The sequence below is a fragment of the Symplocastrum torsivum genome (assembly GCF_059505465.1).
In genome coordinates this window covers 1-24,295 of sequence record NZ_JCACKQ010000115.1, presented here as the reverse complement: position 1 = coordinate 24,295, position 24,295 = coordinate 1, and the positions used below count along the sequence as shown (strand labels likewise).

23 protein-coding genes and 1 tRNA gene are annotated in these 24,295 nt (G+C 45.5%); 16 read left to right on the top strand and 8 right to left on the bottom strand.

The window, feature by feature from the left end; genetic code table 11:
- Positions 1 to 31: 31 nt before the first annotated feature.
- The 4 genes from AC5JL3_RS27675 to AC5JL3_RS27660 all read right to left on the bottom strand — a co-directional run bounded on the left by AC5JL3_RS27675 (position 32) and on the right by AC5JL3_RS27660 (position 6,716).
- Positions 32 to 1,735 carry an ABC1 kinase family protein gene (locus AC5JL3_RS27675; RefSeq protein ID WP_496077679.1) on the bottom strand — a complete coding sequence of 568 codons (1,704 nt, stop codon included), beginning with the start codon at positions 1,733 to 1,735 and terminating at the stop codon, positions 32 to 34.
- A gap of 198 nt (positions 1,736 to 1,933) precedes the next feature.
- Entirely contained in the window at positions 1,934 to 2,260 is a 327-nt protein-coding gene (locus AC5JL3_RS27670) for a DUF6825 family protein (RefSeq protein WP_496077520.1), read from the bottom strand.
- 128 nt (positions 2,261 to 2,388) lie between these two features.
- Positions 2,389 to 3,822, bottom strand: a complete 1,434-nt coding sequence (locus AC5JL3_RS27665; RefSeq protein ID WP_496077519.1) for a serine/threonine protein kinase — start codon at positions 3,820 to 3,822, stop codon at positions 2,389 to 2,391.
- A 110-nt stretch (positions 3,823 to 3,932) separates the two neighbouring features.
- Complete coding sequence (locus AC5JL3_RS27660) at positions 3,933 to 6,716, bottom strand: CBS domain-containing protein (protein WP_496077518.1); 2,784 nt, start codon at positions 6,714 to 6,716, stop codon at positions 3,933 to 3,935.
- A 313-nt stretch (positions 6,717 to 7,029) separates the two neighbouring features.
- Here AC5JL3_RS27660 and psbZ point away from each other — a divergent pair, with 313 nt between their 5' ends.
- The 3 genes from psbZ (at position 7,030) to AC5JL3_RS27645 (ending at position 8,071) form a co-directional block, all read left to right on the top strand.
- A complete protein-coding gene (psbZ, locus tag AC5JL3_RS27655) occupies positions 7,030 to 7,218 on the top strand; it encodes a photosystem II reaction center protein PsbZ (protein WP_192218567.1) in 189 nt (62 codons plus the stop codon).
- 47 nt (positions 7,219 to 7,265) lie between these two features.
- Positions 7,266 to 7,871 carry a 6,7-dimethyl-8-ribityllumazine synthase gene (ribH, locus tag AC5JL3_RS27650; protein WP_496077517.1) on the top strand — a complete coding sequence of 202 codons (606 nt, stop codon included), beginning with the start codon at positions 7,266 to 7,268 and terminating at the stop codon, positions 7,869 to 7,871.
- Positions 7,872 to 7,999: 128 nt separating this feature from the next.
- Positions 8,000 to 8,071 (top strand) — tRNA-Gly (locus tag AC5JL3_RS27645).
- Between the two features lie 163 nt (positions 8,072 to 8,234).
- Here AC5JL3_RS27645 and AC5JL3_RS27640 read toward each other — a convergent pair.
- On the bottom strand, positions 8,235 to 8,363 hold the full coding sequence (locus AC5JL3_RS27640) for a hypothetical protein (protein WP_496077516.1): 129 nt from the start codon (positions 8,361 to 8,363) through the stop codon (positions 8,235 to 8,237).
- Here AC5JL3_RS27640 and AC5JL3_RS27635 point away from each other — a divergent pair.
- On the top strand, positions 8,357 to 8,764 hold the full coding sequence (locus AC5JL3_RS27635) for a hypothetical protein (protein ID WP_192218565.1): 408 nt from the start codon (positions 8,357 to 8,359) through the stop codon (positions 8,762 to 8,764). The two genes, AC5JL3_RS27640 and AC5JL3_RS27635, sit on opposite strands and share 7 nt — an antisense overlap.
- Before the next feature lie 12 nt (positions 8,765 to 8,776).
- Entirely contained in the window at positions 8,777 to 10,045 is a 1,269-nt protein-coding gene (locus AC5JL3_RS27630; protein WP_496077515.1) for a glutamate-5-semialdehyde dehydrogenase, read from the top strand.
- Between the two features lie 116 nt (positions 10,046 to 10,161).
- On the opposite strand, the gene AC5JL3_RS27625 is transcribed toward AC5JL3_RS27630, so the two are convergent.
- Positions 10,162 to 10,977: an acyl-CoA desaturase gene (locus tag AC5JL3_RS27625; RefSeq protein ID WP_496077514.1), complete on the bottom strand. Its 816-nt coding sequence runs from the start codon at positions 10,975 to 10,977 to the stop codon at positions 10,162 to 10,164.
- Positions 10,978 to 11,097: 120 nt separating this feature from the next.
- Between AC5JL3_RS27625 and AC5JL3_RS27620 the strand changes: the two genes are divergently transcribed.
- The 8 genes from AC5JL3_RS27620 (at position 11,098) to AC5JL3_RS27585 (ending at position 22,654) form a co-directional block, all read left to right on the top strand.
- Positions 11,098 to 12,327: a methionine gamma-lyase family protein gene (locus AC5JL3_RS27620; protein ID WP_496077513.1), complete on the top strand. Its 1,230-nt coding sequence runs from the start codon at positions 11,098 to 11,100 to the stop codon at positions 12,325 to 12,327.
- Positions 12,328 to 12,477: 150 nt separating this feature from the next.
- Positions 12,478 to 15,465, top strand: coding sequence for an excinuclease ABC subunit UvrA (gene uvrA, locus AC5JL3_RS27615; protein WP_496077512.1), 2,988 nt, complete (start codon positions 12,478 to 12,480; stop codon positions 15,463 to 15,465).
- Positions 15,466 to 16,500: 1,035 nt separating this feature from the next.
- Entirely contained in the window at positions 16,501 to 17,616 is a 1,116-nt protein-coding gene (locus AC5JL3_RS27610; protein ID WP_496077511.1) for a glycosyltransferase family 4 protein, read from the top strand.
- A gap of 587 nt (positions 17,617 to 18,203) precedes the next feature.
- Complete coding sequence (locus tag AC5JL3_RS27605) at positions 18,204 to 18,611, top strand: fasciclin domain-containing protein (RefSeq protein WP_496077510.1); 408 nt, start codon at positions 18,204 to 18,206, stop codon at positions 18,609 to 18,611.
- 251 nt (positions 18,612 to 18,862) lie between these two features.
- Positions 18,863 to 19,378: a response regulator gene (locus AC5JL3_RS27600; RefSeq protein ID WP_496077509.1), complete on the top strand. Its 516-nt coding sequence runs from the start codon at positions 18,863 to 18,865 to the stop codon at positions 19,376 to 19,378.
- 61 nt (positions 19,379 to 19,439) lie between these two features.
- Complete coding sequence (locus tag AC5JL3_RS27595) at positions 19,440 to 20,399, top strand: orange carotenoid protein N-terminal domain-containing protein (protein ID WP_496077508.1); 960 nt, start codon at positions 19,440 to 19,442, stop codon at positions 20,397 to 20,399.
- Positions 20,400 to 21,415: 1,016 nt separating this feature from the next.
- Positions 21,416 to 21,871, top strand: coding sequence for a pyridoxamine 5'-phosphate oxidase family protein (locus AC5JL3_RS27590; protein ID WP_496077507.1), 456 nt, complete (start codon positions 21,416 to 21,418; stop codon positions 21,869 to 21,871).
- A gap of 381 nt (positions 21,872 to 22,252) precedes the next feature.
- On the top strand, positions 22,253 to 22,654 hold the full coding sequence (locus AC5JL3_RS27585; protein WP_496077506.1) for a PspC domain-containing protein: 402 nt from the start codon (positions 22,253 to 22,255) through the stop codon (positions 22,652 to 22,654).
- 2 nt (positions 22,655 to 22,656) lie between these two features.
- Here the strand turns inward: AC5JL3_RS27585 and AC5JL3_RS27580 are convergent, their stop codons facing one another.
- The gene (locus AC5JL3_RS27580; protein ID WP_496077505.1) at positions 22,657 to 22,827 is read right to left on the bottom strand and encodes a hypothetical protein; all 171 of its coding nucleotides are present in this window, start codon (positions 22,825 to 22,827) and stop codon (positions 22,657 to 22,659) included.
- Positions 22,828 to 22,893: 66 nt separating this feature from the next.
- Between AC5JL3_RS27580 and AC5JL3_RS27575 the strand changes: the two genes are divergently transcribed.
- Complete coding sequence (locus tag AC5JL3_RS27575; protein ID WP_496077504.1) at positions 22,894 to 23,070, top strand: hypothetical protein; 177 nt, start codon at positions 22,894 to 22,896, stop codon at positions 23,068 to 23,070.
- Positions 23,067 to 23,723, top strand: coding sequence for a GIN domain-containing protein (locus AC5JL3_RS27570; protein WP_496077503.1), 657 nt, complete (start codon positions 23,067 to 23,069; stop codon positions 23,721 to 23,723). Before AC5JL3_RS27575 ends, AC5JL3_RS27570 begins: the two co-directional genes overlap by 4 nt.
- A 40-nt stretch (positions 23,724 to 23,763) precedes the next feature.
- On the opposite strand, the gene AC5JL3_RS27565 is transcribed toward AC5JL3_RS27570, so the two are convergent.
- Positions 23,764 to 24,024 (bottom strand): hypothetical protein, encoded by a 261-nt coding sequence (locus AC5JL3_RS27565; RefSeq protein ID WP_496077502.1) that lies wholly within the window; start codon positions 24,022 to 24,024, stop codon positions 23,764 to 23,766.
- Positions 24,025 to 24,038: 14 nt separating this feature from the next.
- Between AC5JL3_RS27565 and AC5JL3_RS27560 the strand changes: the two genes are divergently transcribed.
- Entirely contained in the window at positions 24,039 to 24,260 is a 222-nt protein-coding gene (locus AC5JL3_RS27560) for a hypothetical protein (RefSeq protein WP_496077501.1), read from the top strand.
- Positions 24,261 to 24,295 lie beyond the last annotated feature (35 nt).

Here is a 24,295-nt window from a genome sequence, read left to right as displayed (position 1 = left end):
TTGTTTGCTGGCGTCAAAGTCTTTACGGGAGTTATAACATACGATCAAAGCGATCGAGTCGTCGGAGCAACCGAATCAGGGCAAATGCCGCGATCGCTGCGACCAAAACGACGACCAACGCCAGCCCTACATTCCCATTGACAAATAGAATGGTGGCTGACAGAGTGAACGCACTGATTAGTAAAGTATAGTTGGTTCCCAACTGAATGCTGCTAATGCGTCGGAGGATTCGGTCAGATTCAATTGACCTGACTCGAACGCGCAGGTCTCCTCGTTCTAATTTCTCGATCGTATCTTCAATGCGCCGGGGTAAACCCAAAGCCGTGCTACCAACTTGAGCCGCTTGGCGTCCTAGTTCATTGAGGAAGCTATTACCATCGGGAGTGTTGCCGTTTGTCATAATCTGCATTGCAAAGGGTTTTGCAACCTCCATAAAGTTGAAGTCCGGGTCTAAACCCTTCCCGACACCTTCCAGAGTCGAGAATGCTCGCATTACGAAGGTAAATGTTGCCGGAAAGCGAAAAGGCTGGTCGTAGGCAATTTCGTAGAGATCCTCACTAATGTCAGCTACCGATTGGTTCTCAAATGGCTTATCCATAAAATGATCCAGCATGTACTGAATGGATCGTCGGACGGGCCCCATATCGTCAACTGGAGAAAGCGCACCCAATTCAACCAGAGAAGTGACAACGCGATCGGCATCTTTTTGGGCAATGCCAAACAGCGTCTGCATCAGTTGTTCACGCACATTTGACCGAATCCGCCCCATCATGCCGAAGTCATAAAAAATCAGTGCCCCTTCAGCATTGACGGCAATATTGCCGGGATGGGGATCGGCATGGAAGAAGCCATCATTGAGCAGTTGCTGAAGATAAGCTTTTGCGCCAAGATGAGCAATCAGCTTGCGATCTAGACCAGCAGCTTCAAGGGCTTCGTAATGACTAATTTTAATCCCTGGAAGGTATTCCAGCGTTACCACCCGTGGTGTAGTGTAGCGCCAGTAGACACGAGGCACCTTTACCCAGTCATCACTACGGAAATTGCGGCGAAAGGTATCAGCGTTCTTGCCTTCGTTAAGATAGTCAATTTCTTCCCAAAGAATACGACAGCACTCTTCATAGATCCCCAGCCAATCTCGACCACGTCCCCACTCAGGATGGTTTTGAAAGTAACGGGTAATCCCTTTAAGAATTTGTAGATCAATGGTAAAAAGCTTCCGCAAACCGGGTCGTTGTACCTTAACCACGACCTCTTCGCCGCTGTGCAACTGGGCTTTGTGAACTTGCCCTAAGCTAGCCGCCGCTAGGGGAATCGGATCGAAACTGTTGAAGAGTTCTGCAACCGGCTTCCCTAAATCTTGTTTAATAATTGCTTCAACCTGCTCATAGCTAAAGGCAGGTACCCGATCTTGTAGCTTGCTGAGTTCTTCAACATACTCGCTGGGGAATAAATCAGCACGAGTTGAAAAGAGCTGTCCAATTTTAATGAAGGTTGGTCCCAAATCTAAAAACGTGTCACGAATCCAGATCGCTTGGGCTTTACGTCGAGTTGCCCGTTTCTCATCCGTCATCCCGCCGGGATAGCTCCAAGGCTTGCCATCGAGCCATAACCCCGTCATTAGGGATAAAACAAATGACCAAATGTCTACAAAGCGTCGGTGGCGGGAGTAATTTTCTTTATTCCACCGATAAGCTTTGTCTTTGTAGAGCTTACCTAAGTCACGCTGCGTTGCCACCGTGCGTTCTTTATTTTGCTTAAGGTTGACAGGTTCTTGGAAAAGAGCAGACACTTAGGTTCCTAAATTAGTTTCTCAAAAATCAGGATTATTAAGAACGATTAAGATGAATGAGAGTCTTTTAAGTTTGGCAGGTGTGCCAAGGTTCTCTCATAACAACAAGGTATTCCCTAATTGAACGGTCAGATCGTTTTGGAATTAGACCGATTGATTACGGTAGACTTGCAATTCGGCACGTAAGCGGGCAATTTCAGCTCGGAGTTCATCGATTGTTGCTTGCATGTCAAGTGGCTGAGAGCCAATTGGCACAATTGCAGTAGTTGTTCGCCCACGTACTGTTGTTTCAGCCTCGCTGGAAGCCCTTTCCATGACTTGCTCGGTAAATTGCCGTAGCCGTTCACGTTGTTCGGCATCAAATCTACCGAGTTCGCTTAGAGCATTAGTCAGCGCGTCTTCTACCTGTTCATTCAGGGCTTGAGCTACAGCTCTACCTAGAAAAAAGGCGTGAATTACAGAATTACTCATGAGAAAAATTCTTTAGTATCCGCAACAAATTATAACGTGATTCCCATAAATCCTGCCTGAACAGCCTTTCTAGCTTGGCTGGTTAAGGGAAAATCCCCAGCCTGAGAATCTTAGTTGCAATGATGGCATTAAAGTTGATGCTTTGACATCGGCCAATTGCTAGAGGGGGGAAACGATTGCTCCGTGTGCAGAATCGAAGAACCGGGTATATTCGGGCTGTTAATCCGGAGCGCAAAGCCAAATCCTACCCCAGCTGATGTTGCGATCGCACTTGTCATTATCAGCGCCTTGAGTGGCAAGCCAGCCTTAGTGGGTTTGCGTTTTTTAGGAACAAGGTAATTATGACCCCCCGACGTTTTGATTTTTGTGATTGGGAGTTGAGGGAGTGTAGGCTGAGGGATCGAATTTTTTGTTGGTGTTAAGGGTGGCGTTTTACCGTTCTTTGGAGTCGGTTGTACTTTCGCCGTTGCTGAGTTATTTAGGGGAGCAACTCCTGTCTCTAATTTGGGTTTAACTACGCTGTTATTCGGTGTCGGTTGTACTTTCGCCGTTGCTGAGTTATTTAGGGGAGCAACTCCTGTCTCTAATTTGGGTTTAACTACGCTGTTGTTCGGTGTCGGTTTTGCTTTCGCCTTGACAAAGTTGTTTACGGGAGCTACCCCTGCTGTATCTACCTTAGGTTTAGCTACCGGGACTTGAGCGGGTTTAGGCTGAGGCAACGGTGGTTTTTCTGGTTTGGGAAACAGTGCCAGCCATGCTTCTACGGTTTGAGGGCGTTTCTGAGGAGCGATTGCTAAAGCTTGCCACAAGGCTTGTTTAACTGTGGGACTCAGTTTGTGGGTATGTTGCTGTAACTCTGTAAGGAAAAGGCGATCGGCGTTTTTCGTCTGTAGGGCTTGCCGAACTGGTGCAGGTAACGGTGGACGTCCAAGTAGCAAGTCGTAGAGCGTTGCGGCTAGGGCGTAAATGTCAGTTGCTCTGGTACGCTGAGCCTCCAGTGAATATTGCTCCTGCGGCGCATACCCCGCTGAAAGTAAGTTGGCATGAGTTTGCATCACACCTGCGGTGAACTCACAAGTAATCCCAAACTCACACAGCACCACACAATCAGTGTCTTGACGTCGAATAATATTTTGAGGTTTGACATCCCGGTGTAGTAAGCCAGCCTTGTGAAGAACACTCAAGGCGTTAGCCGTTTGACGAATATACTCAAGAGCTTTCGCTTCTGGTAGCACTTTTGACTCGACAAGTGCCGCCAGAGTCTGCCCTGGAATGTACTCCATCACCAAGTAAGGACATCCCGCTTCTTCAAAATAATCAAGAACCTGAACGAGATTTTGATGCTTGCAGCGGCTCAAGCGCTCAGCCATCTCTAGAAATTTTTGCTTAAACTGGTCAATTTCTGAATGTTGGCGCAGATTTTCACCAAGAGTTTTGATGACAACTGTTTGCCCGGACTGCGTGTTAGTTGCTCGGTAAGTTAGCTCAAAGACACCATTACCAAGTTGGGTGTCGAGGACATAATTGCCTTTGAGTAGAACGGTTCCAGCCGTCAAGTTCATAAAAGTTCACTCCCCACTGTCCCAATTATGCTACCGCTTAGAGGTCAGAAATAGGAGAATCAACTTTCCCCTAGAGAGCTGACGGCTGACAGCTAAACCAAGCAACTTAATCACGCATTACCTGTTAGCGGATAATGTTCTGCCAAAAAAGCTTTCGCGTCTGCCTCATTCTGAATCACCTGATCGAGTGTCGCCGCTAGGAGTTCGTCTAGAATTTGTCGGTATTGGGGTCCCGGTTTGTAACCCAGTTGTTTAAGGGTATTGCCATCTAGCGGGGCTTGCATATTAGCCCAAGTGGTGAGGTATTGCCAGATTTTGCGTCGGATTGTTCTTGGACTTTGGACAGCAATTAAAACCAAGCTTGGTAGCTTGTAAGAGCGCAGTAGTTGCACAACTTCACTCCTGCGTTGGCAGGTGGGTAAAGTCTCGACAACCTTCGCTTTTACTTGATCGAGTTGCTCAAGGCGTTCGATACTGTCTGCTGGAAGCTGAAGATTTATGGCAACTGCCGTGCGCGCTTCTGGTGCAAGATGAGCCAGCAAGACTTCCAGCCGCATCTGCCAGTGTTCTAGGTTTTTGTCAGGGTCAAATCGTCGCAGCCACCGATTAACCAAACGAACCTGCCACCACAACTGCTCATCTAACTTCAGTGTGGGATGGAGGCACCGCAGTGCTTCTAAAGAATCGAGCAACTCCAAGGCTCTTTCCCAATACGGGGCTTGCAAAATATACTTCAGTTCTGCCTTAAGACGGGTTTGGAGGGCTGGGGCTTTGCTGTTGGCTAAAAGCGATCGCTCATACACACCACTCTCAATTGCATAGCGAATATAGGCTTCGGTTTGCGCCTCTATTTGAAAGTCCAAGCGTACAGCAAACCGCACTGCTCGAAAAATCCGGGTAGGGTCTTCAATAAAGCTATTGGCGTGCAGTACCCGAATTTGATGCGATTTTAAATCGAGTAACCCCCCAAAGAAATCTAATAGGGGCAACCCTCCACCACGGGAAGTCGTCAAACGAGCCGCCATTGCATTGATTGTAAAATCGCGTCGGTAAAGGTCTTGGCGAATTGAACTGGCTTCAACTTCTGGATTAGCTGCCGGATAAGGATAAAATTCTGTCCGAGCCGTAGCAATATCGATCCAGAGCGAACCGAGAACGGGATCGTTATGCCACAACAATGCCGCCGTTTGAAACGCCCCATGGACTTCTAATCGAGCGTTTGGGTAGATGTTCTGGAGGGCTTGAGCGAGTGTGACTCCTGCCCCTGTATCCGCTGAGCGATGATAGCCATCCACCACTAGGTCAATATCTTCTAGCAGCAGCTTATCCGCCGCGTCAGCGAGTAATAAGTCTCGCACGCCTCCCCCTACCAGATAAAGATGCCAGCCACGTTGGTCAGCCTCTTGAGCCGTCCTCATGAGGAGTTCCCAAAGCGGGGGAGCAAGACGCGATCGCAAATTAGGAATTAGTGATTGAGGATTGGTGATTGGGATAAAACAAGAATTCTCCCCACTCCCCTCTTGATGCCGTTGCCGTAAAACGTCGGTGCGGGTAACAATTCCAACTAACTGCCCATTATCCAGAACTGGCAGACGCCCAATATCGTAAGTCACCATTAGGGACTCTATCTCTGACAGCAACGTCTGGGGAGTAATTGTCTTCACGTTCTTAGTCATGTAACCCTTGACTGGCGCATGACCAAAACCGTGGTGTAATGCCAAATCAATATCCCGTCGCGAGATAATCCCAACTAGCTCGTCGTTTTCATCTACTACCGAAAGGCCTGAATGCCCATACCGCAACAAGATTCTCTGAGCTTCGCTAATCGTCGTATCTGGGCGAATCGTGCGGACTGGCGAAGACATCAATTCTTGTGCAGTTAGAGGCTGGGGAATTTGCTCTTTGAGTTGGTTAACTAGCTGTTCTAGGAGTTCCGAGGGATTCACATCTCGGATTCTCATAGCGGCAGCTTGGGAATGTCCTCCACCCCCGAAGGGTTGAAATAACTCGTTTAAGTTGGTTCCCTCAATACGCGATCGCCCAATTATGCTTAATTGGGATTGAGGTAATAAAATTTCTTGTTGATGAGGTGGTGGGGTGGTAGAGCGGTAGGGTGATAATTGGTCCCCATCTTCTTGTCCTCTCCCCCCATACTCTGCCGCTAGCAGTAGGGCATCACTCTCAGTTAATTCTAGTAATCGTGATGCTAGGCTGGATAACCCTGGTACATAGTCAGAGGTTTTTAGAAGTACCCAGGAGATGGTGTGTCCTAGCTGAGTTTGGGACTGTAGACTATCTAGGGCTTCGGTTAAGAGTTCCTGCAACTGGGAAGATAAACCAGGATCGACATATTCAGCAATTTGTCGCACATTTGCTCCTGCCGCCATCAACCAGGCTAAAGCTGCTGCATCCCTTGGTGTTGTTTGGTCATAGGTTAAGGAACCTGTATCAGTGTGGATACCCAGTGCCATAACTGTCGCCTCAATGGGTGTCAACTGAATTGAGGCTTGTTGTAATTGCTCGACAACTAGGGTTGTAGCGGCGCCTACTGGTTCAATTTGAGTGTGAGTAGCGGGAATATCTGTCTCGCTACCCTGGTGATGGTCGTAGACTTCAATACTTGTTAACTGAGGTAAGTCCAACCACTCTGCGGCTTTCCCTAAGCGATCGCGTTTTTGGGAATCGACGACAATCAGCGATCGAATCTGTTCGATGTTAACGGCGCGACGTTCAATTACAGCATACTCATCCCGATGTAATGCTAAAAAATCCCGCACGGCTGGATGGGCACCACCTGTAAGAACTAGTTTTGCTCCAGGCTTGAGGCGCGTTAGCCCAACTGCCGCGCCAAGGGAATCAAAGTCAGTTGTTGTGTGACATAAAATCAGATCCATTATTCTTGCCTGAGTGCTTTCCTGTGCTACTTGTTGTTCATTGCGAGAGAGTGGGTAGTCTATGAACCCTAACAGGACTTCTACCTACAAGGACTTCTAAACTGAGGCTTTCGCTCTATAGGCTCTGGAGCGTTACCTGATTTGGATAATTTCTAAAAAAGCGGGTCAAATTTTGGTAGGTTACTAGTCAGGAAGGTTTTAATATCAGTCACAAGTGACCGCGCTTCCTATTTCCGGAGAAGACCTCCGGAGTCTAGCCTTGGTCGATTTCCGACTGAAGAGTTTTTATCCAGTCTCTTGGGAGTAACAGAAAATGTCTGTCATATTTCAATTATCACTTGCTGCTCTGGTTGCCTTGTCATTCGTTATGGTCGTTGGTGTCCCGGTTGCCTATGCTTCGCCTCAGAACTGGAATCAATCGAAAAGGCTGATTTTCTTGGGTTCTGGCGTTTGGGTTGCTCTTGTCTTTCTAGTTGGGGCGTTGAGTTCTTTTGTGGTTTAGATTGGGAGGATAATAACCCACACCACTCTCAAAATTTAAAGACAGCCATGGCAGTTTTCGAGGGAAATTTTACTTCGTCCACACCCCTACAGTTTGCGATCGTCATTGGTCGGTTTAACGATCTAGTGACTGAAAAACTTTTGGCGGGGTGTCAAGATTGCTTGAAACGCCACGGTGTTGATACCAACCCCCACGGCACACAAGTGGATTACATTTGGGTGCCTGGTAGTTTTGAGGTACCCCTGATGGCTCGCCAAGCGGCGCTTACCCGTCGCTATGATGCCGTCATCTGCCTTGGTGCTGTCATCCGGGGTCAAACACCTCATTTTGATTATGTTTGTGCCGAAGTCTCAAAGGGAATTGCTAACGCTGGTTTCCAAACCGGGGTACCCGTAATCTTTGGGATTGTGACAGCCGATACAATGCAGCAAGCCCTGGAACGGGCTGGAATCAAAAGTAACAAGGGTTGGGACTATGCGATGAATGCGTTGGAAATGGCAAGTTTGATGCAAGAGTTTAAGGGTAATGGCTCAGCCTCAAACAACGGTTCCTATGAGGACGGTACCGTGACAACTCAAGCGCTGCCAGTTTCTTCTAATTATGCGATCGCCTCGGAGTCAACGGTTGAACATATAGAATCTGCGGATACCTGAGGGATGGAACTAACCTTAACCTCTAGCGTGATTTTTCGGTAAGTAGAGCAGCGGGGAGAAATTCTCAACCAATCCTCCCCATTGACAAATGGGAATAATTCTGAGAAGCTAAAGATTAGTGAATGTTTGCGGGTATAGCTCAGTGGTAGAGCGTCACCTTGCCAAGGTGAATGTCGCGCGTTCGAATCGCGTTACCCGCTTAGAAATTAAAAAATCAATAAAAACAGTTTGCTACTTGTTGGTTACTAAGCTAATTTAACTATAAGTGACATGAAAAGTTGTATAGGCTTGGGAAATTTGTGAACCTTGAAGAACGGGTTATAGTAAGGGATGGGCGTTCCCTAGGTAGCGTCTCAATCAAGCTCAGGGATGCTGCTTTTGTTGTAAGGGTTTGCGATCGCACAAGTTAGTGTAATTGGCAAACAATAGGGTTAGCATATTTTGGACAATCGGCATTGAAGTTTTTTGGTAATGAAATAGCGCTTGTGCCATCTCAAAAAGCTCAGAAAATTGACCTAACTACTGAGTACCCCTGCCCCTGTCGGCGCCGGGGTTCACTAGTACCGATTACGCTGACGGAAGCCTTCGGCTGCAACCGCTGTCAGCAAATTTTTGTGGTTGAAGAAAGTGGCTATGTGATTGAGCAGCTATCCACAAGCTACCCCTACAAAAAAGCTTGGCGCTGGACAGGGCATCGCTGGAATACAGCTCATGCCAGTCTTGGAGAAAGCTATCTCCCTGTTGCTTTGGGAATTGTCTTGGTATTGCTGATTGTCTGGCTACCACTAGCCTTACGCTCACCAAGTGGACCAAGCATTATTTTCTGGGCGTTACTGGCGGTGCTGCTAGCTGTACTCCCAGCGCTAATGGTTTGGTTAACTTACCGACGTTAGCAGAAGATGGATATGGATGCGGATGCGGGACGCTTTGCGCCTAACCCTACTGATGCTGTGACCCGTGCTTACCGGGCTTCTTTAACATTGGCGACGACCAGAGGAGGCGATCGCAGTCGTGGTGTCCATGCAATGGCACAGGCGCTGCAAAACGCCTTTGATGACATTTTGGATGCTAATACGCTGGATTTAGAAGCCAGTCGGGAAATGGCAGTGCCAGAGCTAATTTTAGAGTGGCTGAAACTAACACCAGAACGGCTACAGACAACGATTCAGATCTTGCACAGGATTGGGGAACTCGCTGATCCAATCCGGCGAGTGATGAATGCCACCTACCAGCTTGATGATTCTCAGACTTACTGCCAGCTAATGCCACTGGGTGTGATTGCTTTCATTTATGAAGCGTTTCCCGAATTGGCAGCAATCGCAGCAGGCTTTTGTCTCAAAACAGGTAATAGCCTGATTCTCCGAGGCGGTAGCGAAGCCAGTCAATCAAACTTGGTGATTGCCCAGGCGTTACAGGATGCTCTCGATGAGGCTGGTTTACCCCCAGGATGCTTGGAAATCTTGGCATCAGAGCAAGGCGCTTCGATTCGAGATTTAGTCACTCAAGATCGGTTTTTGAATTTAGTCATTCCCTACGGACGACCAACACTGGTGCAGCAAGTCGTGCAGCAATCCACCGCGCCTGTGTTGAAGTCAGCAATGGGCAACTGCTACCTTTACTGGTCTGCGACAGGTAGTTTGGAAATGGTGCGTAGAGTAATCTTGGATAGCCATGCCAGTGAGCCAGATCCTGTAAATGCGATCGAAAAGATTCTCATCAATCGCTATCAAAAGCCCTCTGCTTTAATGATCTTGTGGAACAGCCTTAAGGAAAAAGGCTTCAAACTCAGGGGTGATTCCGAACTGGTGGCTGAGTTTCCCGACCAATTAACCTTGGCAGCCGAATCCGAATGGAACCAACCTTATTTAGACAAAGTGATTGCGTTCAAAGTAGTCGATAGCATTGAATCAGCGATCGCATGGATGAATCACTATAGTAGTGGTCATGCTGACTGCCTAATTACAGAGTCTTACCAAGAAAGCCGTCAGTTTGCCCTCGGTGTTGATAGCTCCTCAGCTTACATCAATTCCTCACCGCGATTTTCACGTAACCCAAAACGGGGAGACGCGGTCTTCTTAGGCATATCAAACCAGAAAGGCTATCGTCGCGGGATGATTAACCTAGAATCGCTGACAACCCTTAAACAGGTTGTTCAGGGAAATGGGCAGTTTTAGGGATTGGGGATTGGGGATTGGGGATTAGGAAGATGTGTTCGGTAATCAATCAGCTAAGCCAATGACTTCTCTACCTAGTCACCAATCACCCATTCCCAATCCCCAGTCACCAAGTCTTAAGCCTTCTCAACCAGTTTTACCTTCTGTGCCAAACCCAAAAGTTGTAGGAACTGAATCGTCATCCAGGTGAAGTCTATTTCCCACCACTTCATGCCGTGTCGTGCTGAATATTGGTAAGCATGATGGTTGTTGTGCCAGCCTTCACCATAGGTGACTAAGGCAACCCACCAACAGTTTTTCGAGCGATCATTGGAGTCGTAAGTGCGATACCCAAACTTGTGGGTAGCACTGTTGACAAACCAAGTGCAGTGGAACACAACTACAAGCCGAACAAATATTCCCCAAACAACAAACGGCCAACCGCCGATTGCAAACAGCAACAGCCCTAAGACAACTTGAACGGGAACAAAGTAATTTTGTAAGAACTTATAAACTGGGTCATCCCAGATATCCTTAGTGAATCGAGGAATGTCATCATGAGCCGGAACTTGATAGAACATCCAACCCATGTGACTCCACCAAAAGCCTTTGTTGGAATCATGTGGATCGGGTTCGGTATCGGAGTGTAAATGGTGGATGCGGTGGAGTCCAACCCAATGGATGACTCCCCCTTGGCAAGCTAGTGCGCCACAGAAAACCAGGAAATATTCCAGCCACTTGGGAGTCTGAAAACTGCGATGGCTTACCAATCGATGCCATCCCAACGTGATACCCAAGCCACCTGTTACCCAGTGGAGAAAAACGACTAAGCCGACTGCTTTCCAGCTAAAGTTACTGGGAAGTAAGGCAAAAAGCGCCCCAACGTGAATCAGAGCCATGTAAATAATGTTGACCCAGTTGAAGCGGAGTTGAGGTGAGGTGGCAATTGTCATGCAGTAACCCTATATAAGATAAAGATCAATGTTTCAAGTCGATCTGCACAAAGTAGTTTGATGTGCAAATTTCAGATTTATGATTGGTTCTAAAAACCCAAATCGACAATCAACGTTTTAATGAACAGATCAGAACAGCTGCAAGCAGCCGTAAAGGCACTATTCCCGATTTTTTACGGAATTGACACGAGAGTCAAGCAAAATCTCAAAAAAGTGCTGGATTCCTTTCGAGAGCATCGTGTGGGTGTTCATCACTTTGCCGGAGTTAGTGGCTATGGTCATGATGATTTGGGTCGCCAAACGTTAGATAAAGTGTTTGCACAGGCGATGGGTGCAGAAGCTGCCGCCGTGCGGGTGCAGTTTGTGTCAGGAACCCACGCGATCGCTTGTTGCTTATTTGGTGTGTTACGTCCTGGCGATGAAATGCTAGCCGTTGTTGGTGCTCCTTACGATACGTTAGAAGAAGTCATTGGTTTACGTGGTGAAAACCAAGGCTCCCTGATTGAGTTTGGCATTAATTACCGTCAGTTACCTCTAACTCCTGAAGGAAAAGTTGATTGGCAAGCTCTGGCGCAAGCGGTAAGCGATCGCACTCGTTTAGTACTCATTCAGCGTTCCTGTGGCTATTCGTGGCGAGATAGCCTTTCGATTACTGATATTGAAAAAATTGTTCAACTAGTTAAACAACAAAATCCCGATACCGTTTGTTTTGTTGATAACTGTTATGGCGAGTTTGTTGAAGATCGAGAACCCCCAGCCGTTGGGGCTGACTTGATTGCGGGTTCCTTGATTAAAAATCCCGGTGGCACAATTGTTACCGCTGGAGGTTACGTTGCGGGTCGTGCTGATTTAGTAGAAGCAGCAGCTTGCCGTCTGACTGCACCAGGAATTGGCAGTGCGGGTGGCGCGACATTTGAGCAGAATCGGTTGCTGTTTCAAGGATTGTTTCTTGCCCCTCAGATGGTGGGAGAAGCGCTTAAAGGTAATCATCTCACTGCCTATGTCTTCCAACAGTTAGGCTATCCAGTCAATCCTCTGCCAATGGCACCCCGTCGTGATGTGATTCAGGCAGTGAAGCTGGGTTCACCAGAGAAGCTGATTGCCCTTTGTCGAGCGATTCAGCACCACTCACCTATCGGTTCCTATCTCGAACCCGTACCTGCTGAGATGTACGGTTATGAGAGCCAGCTAGTGATGGCAGGCGGCACCTTTATTGATGGCAGTACCTCAGAATTTTCAGCGGATGGTCCACTACGAGAGCCATACATTGCATTTTGTCAAGGGGGAACGCATTGGACGCATGTTGCGATCGCACTTGAAGCGGCGATAGAAGCAGTTGGGGAAGCGTGAGGGAGATGAGGGAGTAATTTCTGCCCCACCTTCCCTACTAGCAGGTTGTAATTCCATTAGGCAGCAATCTTAATCTCTATCGCTTGATGCCCCATGGTCTAGAAGCGGCAGCGTTAAGATTGTTAGGGACTATTTCGCTCTCTGCTTCCCATGTCTGACCGTGCTGATATTTCAGGTTTCTTGTCCACTGAATCCCAAGCTGGGCAACTTCCGACTACTAATACCTATCAAAATAGCCAGAACATCATTCGCATTCGGGGAGCAAGGCAGCACAACCTGAAGAATATTGACCTGGAACTGCCGCGCGATCGCTTAATTGTCTTCACGGGTGTCTCTGGTTCTGGTAAATCTTCCCTTGCCTTTGACACAATCTTCGCTGAAGGGCAGCGCCGCTATGTTGAATCTCTTAGTGCTTATGCGCGGCAATTCTTAGGACAACTGGATAAGCCGGATGTCGATGCGATTGAGGGCTTAAGTCCTGCGATCTCGATTGACCAGAAATCGACATCTAATAATCCTCGCTCTACCGTTGGTACGGTGACGGAGATTTACGACTATCTGCGGCTATTATTTGGACGAGCTGGGGAGCCGCATTGTCCGATTTGCGATCGCAATATTGCCCCTCAGACAATTGACCAAATGTGCGATCGCATTATGGAGCTGCCCGACCGCACCCGCTTTCAAATCCTCGCTCCTGTGGTACGGGGCAAGAAAGGCACCCACAAGAAACTGCTATCGAGTCTCGCCTCAGAAGGATTTGTTCGCGTCAGAGTTGATGGCGAGGTTCGAGAACTCAGTGATTCGATTGAATTGGATAAAAATTATACTCACAACATTGAAGTTGTCGTTGACCGACTGATTAAGAAGCCAGGTCTACAGGAGCGTTTGACTGATTCTCTTTCTACCTGCCTACGGCGTACTAGTGGAATTGCGGTTGTTGAAGTGTTAAATGATACTTCTGATGAGTCAGACGGGCAAGTCAAACATGATAGTAACATACCAGAAAATGCTACAGATGGTGATGATTCCTACCAACAACCCCCAAAAGAATTAGTCTTTTCAGAAAACTTTGCTTGCCCGGAACATGGGGCAGTGATGGAGGAATTATCACCCCGACTATTTTCCTTTAACTCTCCATACGGTGCTTGTCCTCAGTGTCACGGATTGGGAAGCTTGCGGACTTTCTCACCAGACTTGGTTGTGCCTGACCCAGAAGCACCTGTGTATGCTGCGATCGCACCTTGGTCAGATAAGGATAATTCCTATTACCTCTCTCTGCTCTACAGCGTGGGACAAGCCTATGGTTTTGAAATCCAAACTCGTTGGAAGCAGCTTACAACTGAACAGCAACAGACTCTTTTATACGGTTCTGAAAAACCAATTTGGATTGAAGAACGCAATGATTATCGGCATTACGCAGGTGTCATCCGGATTTTGCAACGGCAATATGACGACACAAGCTCAGATTTACAAAAACAGAAGCTTGAACAATATCTGATTGACCAGCCTTGTGAGGTTTGTCAGGGTAAACGCTTAAAACCAGAAGCGCTTTCGGTACGGCTAGGGCAATATCAAATTTTGGATTTAACAGGTGCTTCGATTCAAAAATGTCGGGAACGAATTAACAAATTGCAGTTAAGCGATCGCCAAGCCCAAATTGGCGACCTGGCACTGAAAGAAATTAGAGCAAGGCTACAATTTCTCCTTGATGTTGGCTTAGATTATCTCACCCTCGACCGTGCGGCAATGACGCTTTCTGGAGGGGAAGCACAGCGAATTCGCCTTGCCACACAGATTGGTTCAGGTCTGACTGGGGTGCTTTATGTATTAGATGAACCGAGTATTGGCTTGCATCAACGAGACAATGGACGCTTACTACAAACGCTGACCAAACTCCGGGATTTGGGTAATACCTTGATTGTGGTAGAACACGATGAAGAAACGATTCGTGCCGCTAACCACATTGTTGATATTGGGCCGGCGGCGGGTATTCACGGGGGAAAGATTGTCGCAGAGGGTGATTTGGAGACGCTCCTATCAGCAGAGGATTCACTGACGGGTGCCTATCTATCAGGGCGGAAGGTAATTGAAACACCTGCTGAACGCAGAAAAGGAAATGGGCGATCGCTTCTGATCAAAGATGCCTACCGCAATAACCTCAAACACGTTGATGTTGAAATTCCCTTGGGTAAGCTTGTCTCCATTACAGGTGTCTCCGGTTCCGGGAAATCCACGTTAGTTAACGAACTCCTATACCCGGCTTTGCAACATCACCTCATTCGTAAGGTGCCGTTTCCTGCTCAGTTGGAGGAAATGAAGGGGTTAAATGCGATTGATAAAGCGATCGTGATTGACCAATCTCCCATTGGTCGCACTCCTCGTTCTAATCCTGCTACTTACACAGGGGTATTTGATGCGATTCGGGAGATATTTACTCAATCGATAGAAGCGAAAGCTAGAGGTTACAAAGCAGGGCAATTTTCTTTCAATGTCAAAGGTGGACGTTGCGAAGCGTGCAGTGGGCAAGGGGTAAATGTGATTGAAATGAACTTCCTGCCGGATGTTTATGTGCAGTGCGAAGTTTGCAAAGGCGCACGTTACAACCGAGAAACCTTGCAGGTGAAGTATAAGGGACATTCAATTGCTGATGTCCTGAATATGACAGTAGAAGAATCGTTGGAGGTGTTTAAAAATATTCCCAGAGCATCCACACGATTGCAAACATTAGTTGATGTTGGGTTGGGTTACATCCGCTTAGGACAAACTGCACCAACTTTATCGGGTGGTGAAGCGCAACGGGTGAAGTTAGCATCAGAACTTGCTCGCCGCGCTACAGGTAAGACTCTTTATTTAATTGATGAACCGACTACAGGTTTATCGTTTTACGATGTCCATCATTTGTTGAATGTTTTACAACGTTTGGTAGATAAAGGTAATTCAATTTTGGTAATTGAACACAATTTAGATGTGATTCGCTGTTGCGATTGGGTAATTGATTTGGGACCAGAAGGTGGCGATAAAGGGGGCGAGGTAATTGTGGTGGGAACGCCGGAGGAAGTAGCGGAGAATGAGAGGTCTTATACAGGGCAGTATCTTAAGCAGGTGTTAAAGCAACATCCACCAAACGTTGTTGCGTAGCACTATCTACCCCTGTCAAGGGGTTAGGTCGTAGGTGGTAGGTTTTAGGGAAATCTAACTCCAATAGGACTTACGCAATTCGGTCTTTAAGACGGCATCTATAGGGGCGCACAACTATCATTGGTGTCAACTTAACGTTGATTTGGCGGTTGAAACCGCAGCTACACAAACGAAAACCACCTACGCGGGTTTCAAAACCATTGATTTTTCGTTAGTCCGCGCAGGCGGACTTGGTTTTTATAGCTGCGAATTCATTCGCTCTTGTCTTAAGTTGACACCAATGACAGCTATGCGCCCCTACTACATATGGTATTAGTGCTTGATGTCTTGTCTAGTTTTTTGTCTAATTTTTGCGATCGCCCCTTGAGATTGCCTGAAGAGGTACTACATCGTCTAGACCTCAAATTGGGTAACACTTTGCAACTACGTCGCTCTCCTGTATCTTCGATGAAGGCGATGCCTAGTTGTACAAACTTTACATTTCTTTCCCTTTTCTTAACAATTCTCCTGTATTCTCTTTCAATGAAGTAATTACATAGTTGTGCAAACCTTTCCTTAAAGGTAGCCTCTCAACTAAATATGTACACAATAAACTTTCCAATTCCTCTTTTCTCAGCTAACGAGAAAGATGTCTCGATTTCGAGGGGGCTAGGTTCACGGCGTTCTTACAAAGCTCAAATATGAGCCAGAGCTTCGACTAATCTGCCTGAGAGCTAGTGACATCAATGCTGTGCCGATCCTTACAAGATTGTCTTGGAAGAGTATTCAGGACTTTCGTTTCGGATTCTCCCCTAGGGTAGCGGATCGCGCAGTTGGCTGCTCCGATATTCAGCAATGAGGGCGGCACTGATTGTGGAAGCACTTAATGTATCAGTCTGGCATACCACCTGCTCAATAATCTAAGGGATTTGAATCCTTAAGTGAGGAATAGGTGAAGCGTAAGTTCCAACAAGCTGGTTCCGAAAGTACGAGAGTCATAACTCTTCTGGGTAATTATCAAACTCAACCAATTTGCGTAAATAAGAGGAAAAAAGAATGAAAGTAGTTTACATTAACAACTATGAGATGGATGTTGAACAGTGGAAAAACAAAGCACAGCCTGGGCAACACTTTTGGGGAGCGACACATTTACATCAACACAATATTGATGTTGAAATCTTACCCCATACAAAGTACGTCAATTTGCAGAAGTTAAGTACTAAAATTAAAATTTTAGGAGATTTAGATCAGCAACTCAGATTGCTTTTCAGACAGTCTCAATATGACGTTATTTATTCAGCCTGTCAGTATAATACATTTTTCCTTGCAATTCTGCGCTCTATCGGTCTATTTCCGAAGCCAGTTATTCCTATTATTCATCATCCAATGAAAAGTATTCTGAACAATAAACTTATTTTCAAAATACTTTATGGAGGGCATGATCAGTTTATATGCCTTCACAAGGAAGTCAAAAAGCAACTTGAAGATAAATTCGAGGTACCTGTAGAGAAGCTGCACTTGCTAGAATGGGGACCTGATTTGCATTTTTATGACCAGACAGTAAAAAACCAACAATTAGGAAATGAGGCTGCCTTTATTCTTAGCGCGGGAAAAACCCGCCGAGATTTTGATACCCTTGTTCAAGCCTTCATTGACCAGAATTATCCTTTACGAGTGTATTGTACAGGGGAATCTGCTCCTACTATTTCGGGACTTCCTCCAAACATTAGCATTCAATATAATCATCCGACAAAAGACATAATTTCATATGTGGAAATGCTAGCAGAGTATAGGAAAGCTTATGCAGTTGCTATTCCTTTAAAGAATGTGCCAAATAGTTTGATAGGCTTAACAAGCCTTATCGAAGCTATGGCTATGTCAAAAGCAGTCATAATGACGAGAAACAACTATATTGATATCGACATTGAAAAGGAAGGAATCGGAATTTGGGTTGAACCTGGAGATGTTCAAGGATGGCAACAGGCGGTTTCCTATCTTTTCGCTCATCCATCTGAAACAAAGGAAATGGGAAACCGTGCTCGCCGTTTATGTGAACAGAAGTACAACCTAGAAATATTTTCATCAAAGCTAGCTAGTATTTTGAAAAGTAACCCAAGTGGCAGATTAGTGAGGGAAAAAATGCTACTCCAGCCTAGTCAAGTAAAAAACTAGACCAGCTCGGCAGAAGTAACCCACGGGTAAACTGCCAATAGCAAAATGATCGAAGTTGATTAGGGTGGCGGCATTCTGGGCGCGACTTCGTAATCAGTTGGAAATTGGCAGTTGTGATAGCTAAGGACAACATCCTCGATATCCAGGAAAAAGACTCATTAAGTCTATTAGACACTCCAAAAATTAAGATGAAATCCTTGTAGCACTTGGACTGAAACTTAATTTCTGGAGATGTATATTTATCTAAATTGACCTCAAACCTATCACCATCTATCGTTGGTGATAAATTAAGCACTTATTATAAGCTACTTGATAAACTATTTTTTTGATAAAAAACTAGCCTATAACTGTAGATTTTTAATGAACTTTGATTACCTTATTAAAGGGTAGATCAAATTCTAGAAACAGATACACTTAGTTTATGCAATGTTTATGTAATTTTAGCTTTATTTATTGTAACGATTTGAATCTTTTTAGTACAACCTATACAATTTATACACTAATCAAACACTTCGTTAAACATGATTTATAACAACAGGATGTCATACTAAAAGTTGTTAACAGATTGCACAAAAGTAGGTAGATAAATGGCTGATATTGTTGATACTGCAGTTAAAGCTGGTTCCTTCAACACCCTGGTGGCTGCAGTCAAGGCGGCTGGTCTGGTAGATACTTTAAAAGGCGCGGGTCCATTTACCGTCTTTGCACCTACTGATGAGGCATTTGCTAAGCTTCCAAACGGCACAGTAGATGCATTGCTTAAGGACATTCCAAAGCTCAAGAAAATCCTGACGTATCACGTCGTCTCAGGCAAAGTGAAGGCGGCTGACTTTAGCTTAACGCTGAAATCAGCAACTACGGTTGAAGGTTCAGATGTGAAAATTGACGCTTCCAATGACAGTGTTAAGGTGAATGATGCCACAGTCTCAACACCGGATGTTGATGCTGATAACGGTGTCATCCACATCATTGACACAGTATTGATTCCTGAGTAATTAAACCCATAGATAGTATTAGCTATCTATGGGCTAGTAACTCCCTATCCTTACTGCCCCACGTTGGAAGAACTCAGATTTGATACTTTCCTTACTTTTCCTGTCGTAGTTAACCAAATAACCCCAGAAATGAAGCAGCACTCTGCCATTGGGTAGGAGAACTTGAAGAAATTAGTCACCTTCTGGTTAACACCTCTATAGGGTTCGCGTTTTTAGCAGTCGTTACACATGAAATTTTCATAGGAACTGCTATGTATATAGATCATGGATTTCTGAGTAATATTCCATCCCTCCAAGGGCTACGAATGCTCGTTGTAGATAACAATATCGATGCCTGCGATTTGATGACGCTGCTGCTAGAAGCCTATGGTGTAGAGGTGCGAGTAGCTTTTTTAGCCCAGCAAGCTCTGGACATATTTGTGCAATGGCAGCCGGATGTCCTCGTGAGCGAAATTGCCTTGCCAAAGGAGGATGGCTTTGCCCTGATTCGTCAAGTGAGAACACTCACGGCAGCGCGAGGGAAAGAGACACTAGCCCTGGCTGTGACAGCCTATGCCGATAAACAGACGGAACAACGTGCTCTCTCGGCTGGGTTTGACATGTGGTTCACTAAACCCCTGAATTTTGATGAGTTCCTTGGTGTGCTTGACTGTTTAGCGATTTGCCAACAATCCAGTTATGCGATCGCTCAACGCATTTTGGGGAATGTCCTTAGACATAACGAGAGCAATCTCGAAAATCAGTTATGTCCGGCAGTTTCAAGCTAGCATCACCCCTTTTGAAAAACTGTCAACAAATTAATTTAATTTCGTTTTGGAGATTTTGCTCATGTCTTTTACTATCGAGTCTGCACGTTCCATTTTTCCGAACACTCAAGTTGCTAATGCGGTTCCAGCTACAGTTGAATCATTCAATCAACTCAGTGCTGAGGATCAGTTAGCTTTACTGTGGTTTGCCTACACCGAGATGGGAACTACAATTACTCCCGCTGCTATGTCGGCAGCCAACATGATCTTCGCAGAAAACACCCTGAATCAAATTAAGCAGATGCCTGCTTTGGAGCAAGCCCAAGTGATGTGCGATCTGGTTAACCAGACTGACACTCCCATCTGCCGCACCTATTCGTCTTTCGGCATGAATGTCAAGTTGGGCTTCTGGTATCAGTTAAGCGAGTGGATGAAACAGGGAATTGTTGCTCCCATTCCAGAAGCCTATAAACTGTCTGCGAAGGCATCCGATGTACTCAAAGTCATCCGTCAGCTTGAAGGAGGACAGCAATTGAGCGTGTTACGGGATATTGTCGTCAACATGGGATATGTGCCAACTGGGGGTACTCAAAAAGTTAAAGAACCTGTAGTTCCACCTCAAGATTTTGCATCCCGAACTAAGGTCAAAATTGAGGGCATCGATAACTTGACAGTGTTGAGCTACATGGAGAACATGAACGCCTTTGACTTTCCGGCGGCTGTAGCTTTGTTTGCTGAAGATGGTGCCCTGCAACCCCCTTTTGAAAAGCCGATTGTGGGTCATGAGAACATCCTCCTGTATATGCGTGAAGAATGCTACGGACTCAAGCTAATGCCACAGCGGGGGGTATCTGAGCCAGCAGAAGGAGAGTTTACTCAGATTAAAGTGACGGGGAAAGTACACACTCCCTGGTTTGGTGAGAGTGTTGGCATAAATCTAGCATGGCGGTTCTTGCTCAATCCTCAAGGGAAGGTTTTCTTGGTGGCAATTGATGTGCTGGCATCTCCCAAAGAATTGCAGAACTTGGGCTTGGTTCGGTAGATATAGCAAAAGGCAGAAGGCAGAGGACAGAAGGTTTATTACGAGTAGCGAAGCGTCAAGCCTGATTTGAGGCTTCGCGCTAGTTCACCGAAACCGAGCGAGATTCAGATTGCGATCGCCCAGGTTTCTGTAAAAATCAGGCAAACTTATCTGGCTCTATAACAGGGAAGACAGTTTTCGGTAACTAGCTAATTGCCCATTTTTTAATAAAGGTAATATTTTTAAAAAATGAGTATTATATACCTGAATTTATTGTAGGTTTTTCCTCAATATTTTGTATCTATCCTTGAATGGATATACGATTAATTTGTCTGATAATAAGTAGGTATGCACAAATAAACGAAGGCATATCAACAAATATTAAGAAACTCAAATCCTCTTCCCTTCTGCTTTCTGTCTTGCCTCAACGACAAATATTAATACCTACCTACTTAGCTATTTTATTATTTGAATAATAAGATTGAGTGATGCGTTTACAGATTATTTAAAAAAATTATAAGATTCAGTACAATATATACAATTTATACGCTGATCAAACGCCAGATTATACATAATTTATAACACCAGAATGTTATGCTAATATCGTTAAAATAAATGACCAAGGTTTGATGAAATATATGAGGAATAAAGCTTTATTAAAGAGTCGCAGTCACCTGGGTATATCGACAATAAGGAGTCAATCGATGATGAATAAGCATCTTTGTCCTTACTGTTCATACCTTTTACTTCGTCATGTGCGTTTTGGAGAACTTTACTGGCGCTGTAGTCACTGCCATCAGGAAATGCATGTTTAGAAAACGAGACTGAAAAAAGCGGAGGTTGCATCCGCCTCAGAAGGTATTCCGCTGGTAGGAGAGCCGTGCATTCTTTCACGATCTCAGACGTGACTATTTTGACGAATGGCACAAACTGCAAAGTTATCTTGGGCGACCCAATTTACAGTGAGCAGGCTCTTAACGATTTTGATACTAGAGTCAATGTATTTCTGTACAAATTAACTGAATCTAAGACGGAGAATGATGATGTTAGATATTGATGAAATGAGCTTACAAGAAATAAAAATGCTCCTACAGCAAGTAGGACATGGGCACCTTGGTTGTGCCCTTGAAGGACATCCGTATGTTGTGCCAATGCATTATTATTTCGATGACCCAGACATCTACATCTTCACCACGGTTGGGATGAAGACCAAGTATATGGACGCGAATCCAGAAGTCTGTTTGCAAGTTGAAGAAGTTAACGATCTAAAGCATTGGCGCAGCGTTACTGTAACGGGTCGAGCCGAACATATCACAGAACAGCAAGATATCGATCGCGTGATGCAATTTGTCAAAGAGCGTAATCCAACGCTTTCGCCCGCTATTAACCGAACCTGGATTGATGCCTGGGGTCGTGCAGAGGAAATGGCGCTCTACCGTATCCATCCGAGTGAGATGAGTGGACGAACTACTGATGGAGTCAGCAGTCAGTAATTATCGAGTTGGGTGCTATTAGACATCTCCAGAAATTATGTTTTCACCTAGACAGGATAAGGGTTTTAGATTCTTTTTCGGAGATGTCTAAGGTAGTGCTATTGTCTCTCTGCGCGTCGTGGGCTTTCCTGGTGCGGTGGATGGAATTAGATCACACTCAAAAGATTAGAGATAAACAGTTAATCAATCCCAATTAGAAGAATCGATCTAAGAAAAATGATGGTTTACTTGCCTTTGGCTTTGACACTGTTTTTGGGTGCTCCAGCACTCGCTTCAATTGCAATTCTGAGATCACCTTCGATGCGTGGGCACTTGGTTTTATTTTGCCTTTGTATCTTTTATGGAATCTTTCCACTTCTAATAGCCTGGGGAGGACTGAGTTTGTCTGACCGCTTTGGTTGTGAGGCAGAAGCGATTATCTTTAATTGTCCTGCCCCATCCTGGCACGGAGACCTTGTTACAGGGATGGTTTTTGCTCACTGGTTGGCGATTGTGACCATACCATCGGCTATTTTAGGTGCGATTGGACTTCTGATTTCTTGGGTTCTCAAAGTCAAGCGTTGGCCTACCCTCTCTTCTATTTACCGCAGTCGTCGCCACAAAGTAATTGCAGGCGTATGTGCAGCCATTGCCCAGCGTTGGCGACTGCCAATTCAAGGAGTACGAATTGTCACCGTTACTTTAGCTGTCTTGATCCCTGGACTGATTTTATTTCTCTATCTTTGGTTATGGTTAGCGTTTCCGCTAGAGCCGTCGATCGCATCCCCTTTAGTGAGTGGTTGAAATCAAGAATTATCAACACTGAGCGATAGGAGAACCCCATGAGTATACCCACCAACCATCAAGCCTCTCACTCCAAAGGCAAAGGCTTCAGAAAGCCGTTGGTATGCCCCTACTGCCAACATTCTTTTCCCTTGACTTGGCGGCGATACTGGGCAGCACCATTGGGAGGGCACCGCTGTCCGCAATGCCGTAAAACATCTCGTCTTAAAGATAATTCCCTTTGGGTATGGCCAATCCGAATGGCAGGAATAATTGTCGGTGGAATAACATCATTTGCTTTAGCTGCATACATTTTAAAACATTTTTTGATAGGAATACTTTTCTTTATTATTGGCAGCTTTGGAATTGTATTTATAACTGATAAATGGCTAGACGGACATTTAAGAAGACTTGAACCAAGCAAGGCAAAACAATGAGAAAGCTATCCAGTTTGGTTGCGTGTTTGACCGCTTTGATCCTATCCGGGGGCTGCTATTTCAATAATGGGGTTAGAGGGTCTGGAATCGTCAAAACCGAATCTAGAGAAGCGAGTGAATTCTCATCTATTTCTAGTAAATCTGTGGGCAGAGTTACGGTGCAGCAGACGGGAAAAGAGTCCTTGAAGATCACTGCTGATGACAACATTTTGCCCCTCTTAGAAAGTTATGTGGCTGACAACGTTCTGTATCTCACCATCGAGAAAGATGCCAACTTCAACCCGACTAGACCGATTGAGTTTGTTGTAGAGGTCAAGAGCTTGGAGAGCTTGAATATCAAGGGTGTCGGCACTGTTGAGGTAAAAGATATCCAAGGTAAACGGTTGTCGATTTCCCTTGATGGGGTGGGTAGCATGACGATCGCCGGAAGTGTCGATGTGCTGGAACTCACTCTTTCCGGGGTCGGCAGTTTTAATGGTGAAGAGTTCAAGACTAAGCAAGCTACAGTTCGCAACAGTGGCGTGGGAAGCGCTGTGGTTAATGTGAGTGAGAACCTAGATGCAACTGTATCCGGCGTGGGTTCAGTAGAGTATATTGGCTCTCCTCAAGTGCGGGAATCTGGGGAAGGCGTGGGGACGGTTAAGAAACGGTAGCTCTAGCTTGGATTCAGGGGACATAATTGCAAATTCCCATTTAAGCAACCGTCACACGCGATCGCCAAGGCAAAGTTCTGACGCAGACAACCGCCAAAAATGCTGGAAGTAATACCAATTTAAACAGAGGATGCGACAGATCATAGATTGAAACCATTGCCTCCAGAAGGCTTTTGCAATCCAAAATATAAAATCCACAATCCAAAATCCAGAATGGTATAACGTTCAAGCATGAGAAATCCCCAGAAACCTTTCTCGCTAAGAACATATCTATTAATTGTTGTGGCGGTATCTTAGCCATTTCAAATCGCCTATGTGCTTTGGGCAGAAACACCATTTCTGCGCTATGCCTTAAGCTCATTACCAATGATTATGGTCACAGTGGCTACCTATATCACTGGTCGCTATATATTCCGTGATGGTTTCTCCAAAGCTGGCTGGAATTGGGGTAAATCAAAACACTATTTAGCAGTCTTCTCATTAGCAATTTTTGTGTGGGTTGTTCCCACAATCCTCGAATTAGGGCTTGCTGAATAAGTCAGAGGAAAACAACCGATGGATTAATTAGTTAT

Bases quoted from the DNA above. Each gene is read 5' to 3' on its own strand.
- AC5JL3_RS27670 (WP_496077520.1), bottom strand. From the start codon at position 2,260: ATGAGTAATTCTGTAATTCACGCCTTTTTTCTAGGTAGAGCTGTAGCT.
- AC5JL3_RS27665 (WP_496077519.1), bottom strand. From the start codon at position 3,822: ATGAACTTGACGGCTGGAACCGTTCTACTCAAAGGCAATTATGTCCTC.
- AC5JL3_RS27660 (WP_496077518.1), bottom strand. From the start codon at position 6,716: ATGGATCTGATTTTATGTCACACAACAACTGACTTTGATTCCCTTGGC.
- psbZ (WP_192218567.1), top strand. From the start codon at position 7,030: ATGTCTGTCATATTTCAATTATCACTTGCTGCTCTGGTTGCCTTGTCA.
- ribH (WP_496077517.1), top strand. From the start codon at position 7,266: ATGGCAGTTTTCGAGGGAAATTTTACTTCGTCCACACCCCTACAGTTT.
- AC5JL3_RS27640 (WP_496077516.1), bottom strand. From the start codon at position 8,363: ATGGCACAAGCGCTATTTCATTACCAAAAAACTTCAATGCCGATTGTC.
- AC5JL3_RS27630 (WP_496077515.1), top strand. From the start codon at position 8,777: ATGGATGCGGATGCGGGACGCTTTGCGCCTAACCCTACTGATGCTGTG.
- AC5JL3_RS27625 (WP_496077514.1), bottom strand. From the start codon at position 10,977: ATGACAATTGCCACCTCACCTCAACTCCGCTTCAACTGGGTCAACATT.
- AC5JL3_RS27620 (WP_496077513.1), top strand. From the start codon at position 11,098: ATGAACAGATCAGAACAGCTGCAAGCAGCCGTAAAGGCACTATTCCCG.
- uvrA (WP_496077512.1), top strand. From the start codon at position 12,478: ATGTCTGACCGTGCTGATATTTCAGGTTTCTTGTCCACTGAATCCCAA.
- AC5JL3_RS27610 (WP_496077511.1), top strand. From the start codon at position 16,501: ATGAAAGTAGTTTACATTAACAACTATGAGATGGATGTTGAACAGTGG.
- AC5JL3_RS27605 (WP_496077510.1), top strand. From the start codon at position 18,204: ATGGCTGATATTGTTGATACTGCAGTTAAAGCTGGTTCCTTCAACACC.
- AC5JL3_RS27600 (WP_496077509.1), top strand. From the start codon at position 18,863: ATGTATATAGATCATGGATTTCTGAGTAATATTCCATCCCTCCAAGGG.
- AC5JL3_RS27595 (WP_496077508.1), top strand. From the start codon at position 19,440: ATGTCTTTTACTATCGAGTCTGCACGTTCCATTTTTCCGAACACTCAA.
- AC5JL3_RS27590 (WP_496077507.1), top strand. From the start codon at position 21,416: ATGATGATGTTAGATATTGATGAAATGAGCTTACAAGAAATAAAAATG.
- AC5JL3_RS27575 (WP_496077504.1), top strand. From the start codon at position 22,894: ATGGCAGGAATAATTGTCGGTGGAATAACATCATTTGCTTTAGCTGCA.
- AC5JL3_RS27570 (WP_496077503.1), top strand. From the start codon at position 23,067: ATGAGAAAGCTATCCAGTTTGGTTGCGTGTTTGACCGCTTTGATCCTA.
- AC5JL3_RS27565 (WP_496077502.1), bottom strand. From the start codon at position 24,024: ATGGCTAAGATACCGCCACAACAATTAATAGATATGTTCTTAGCGAGA.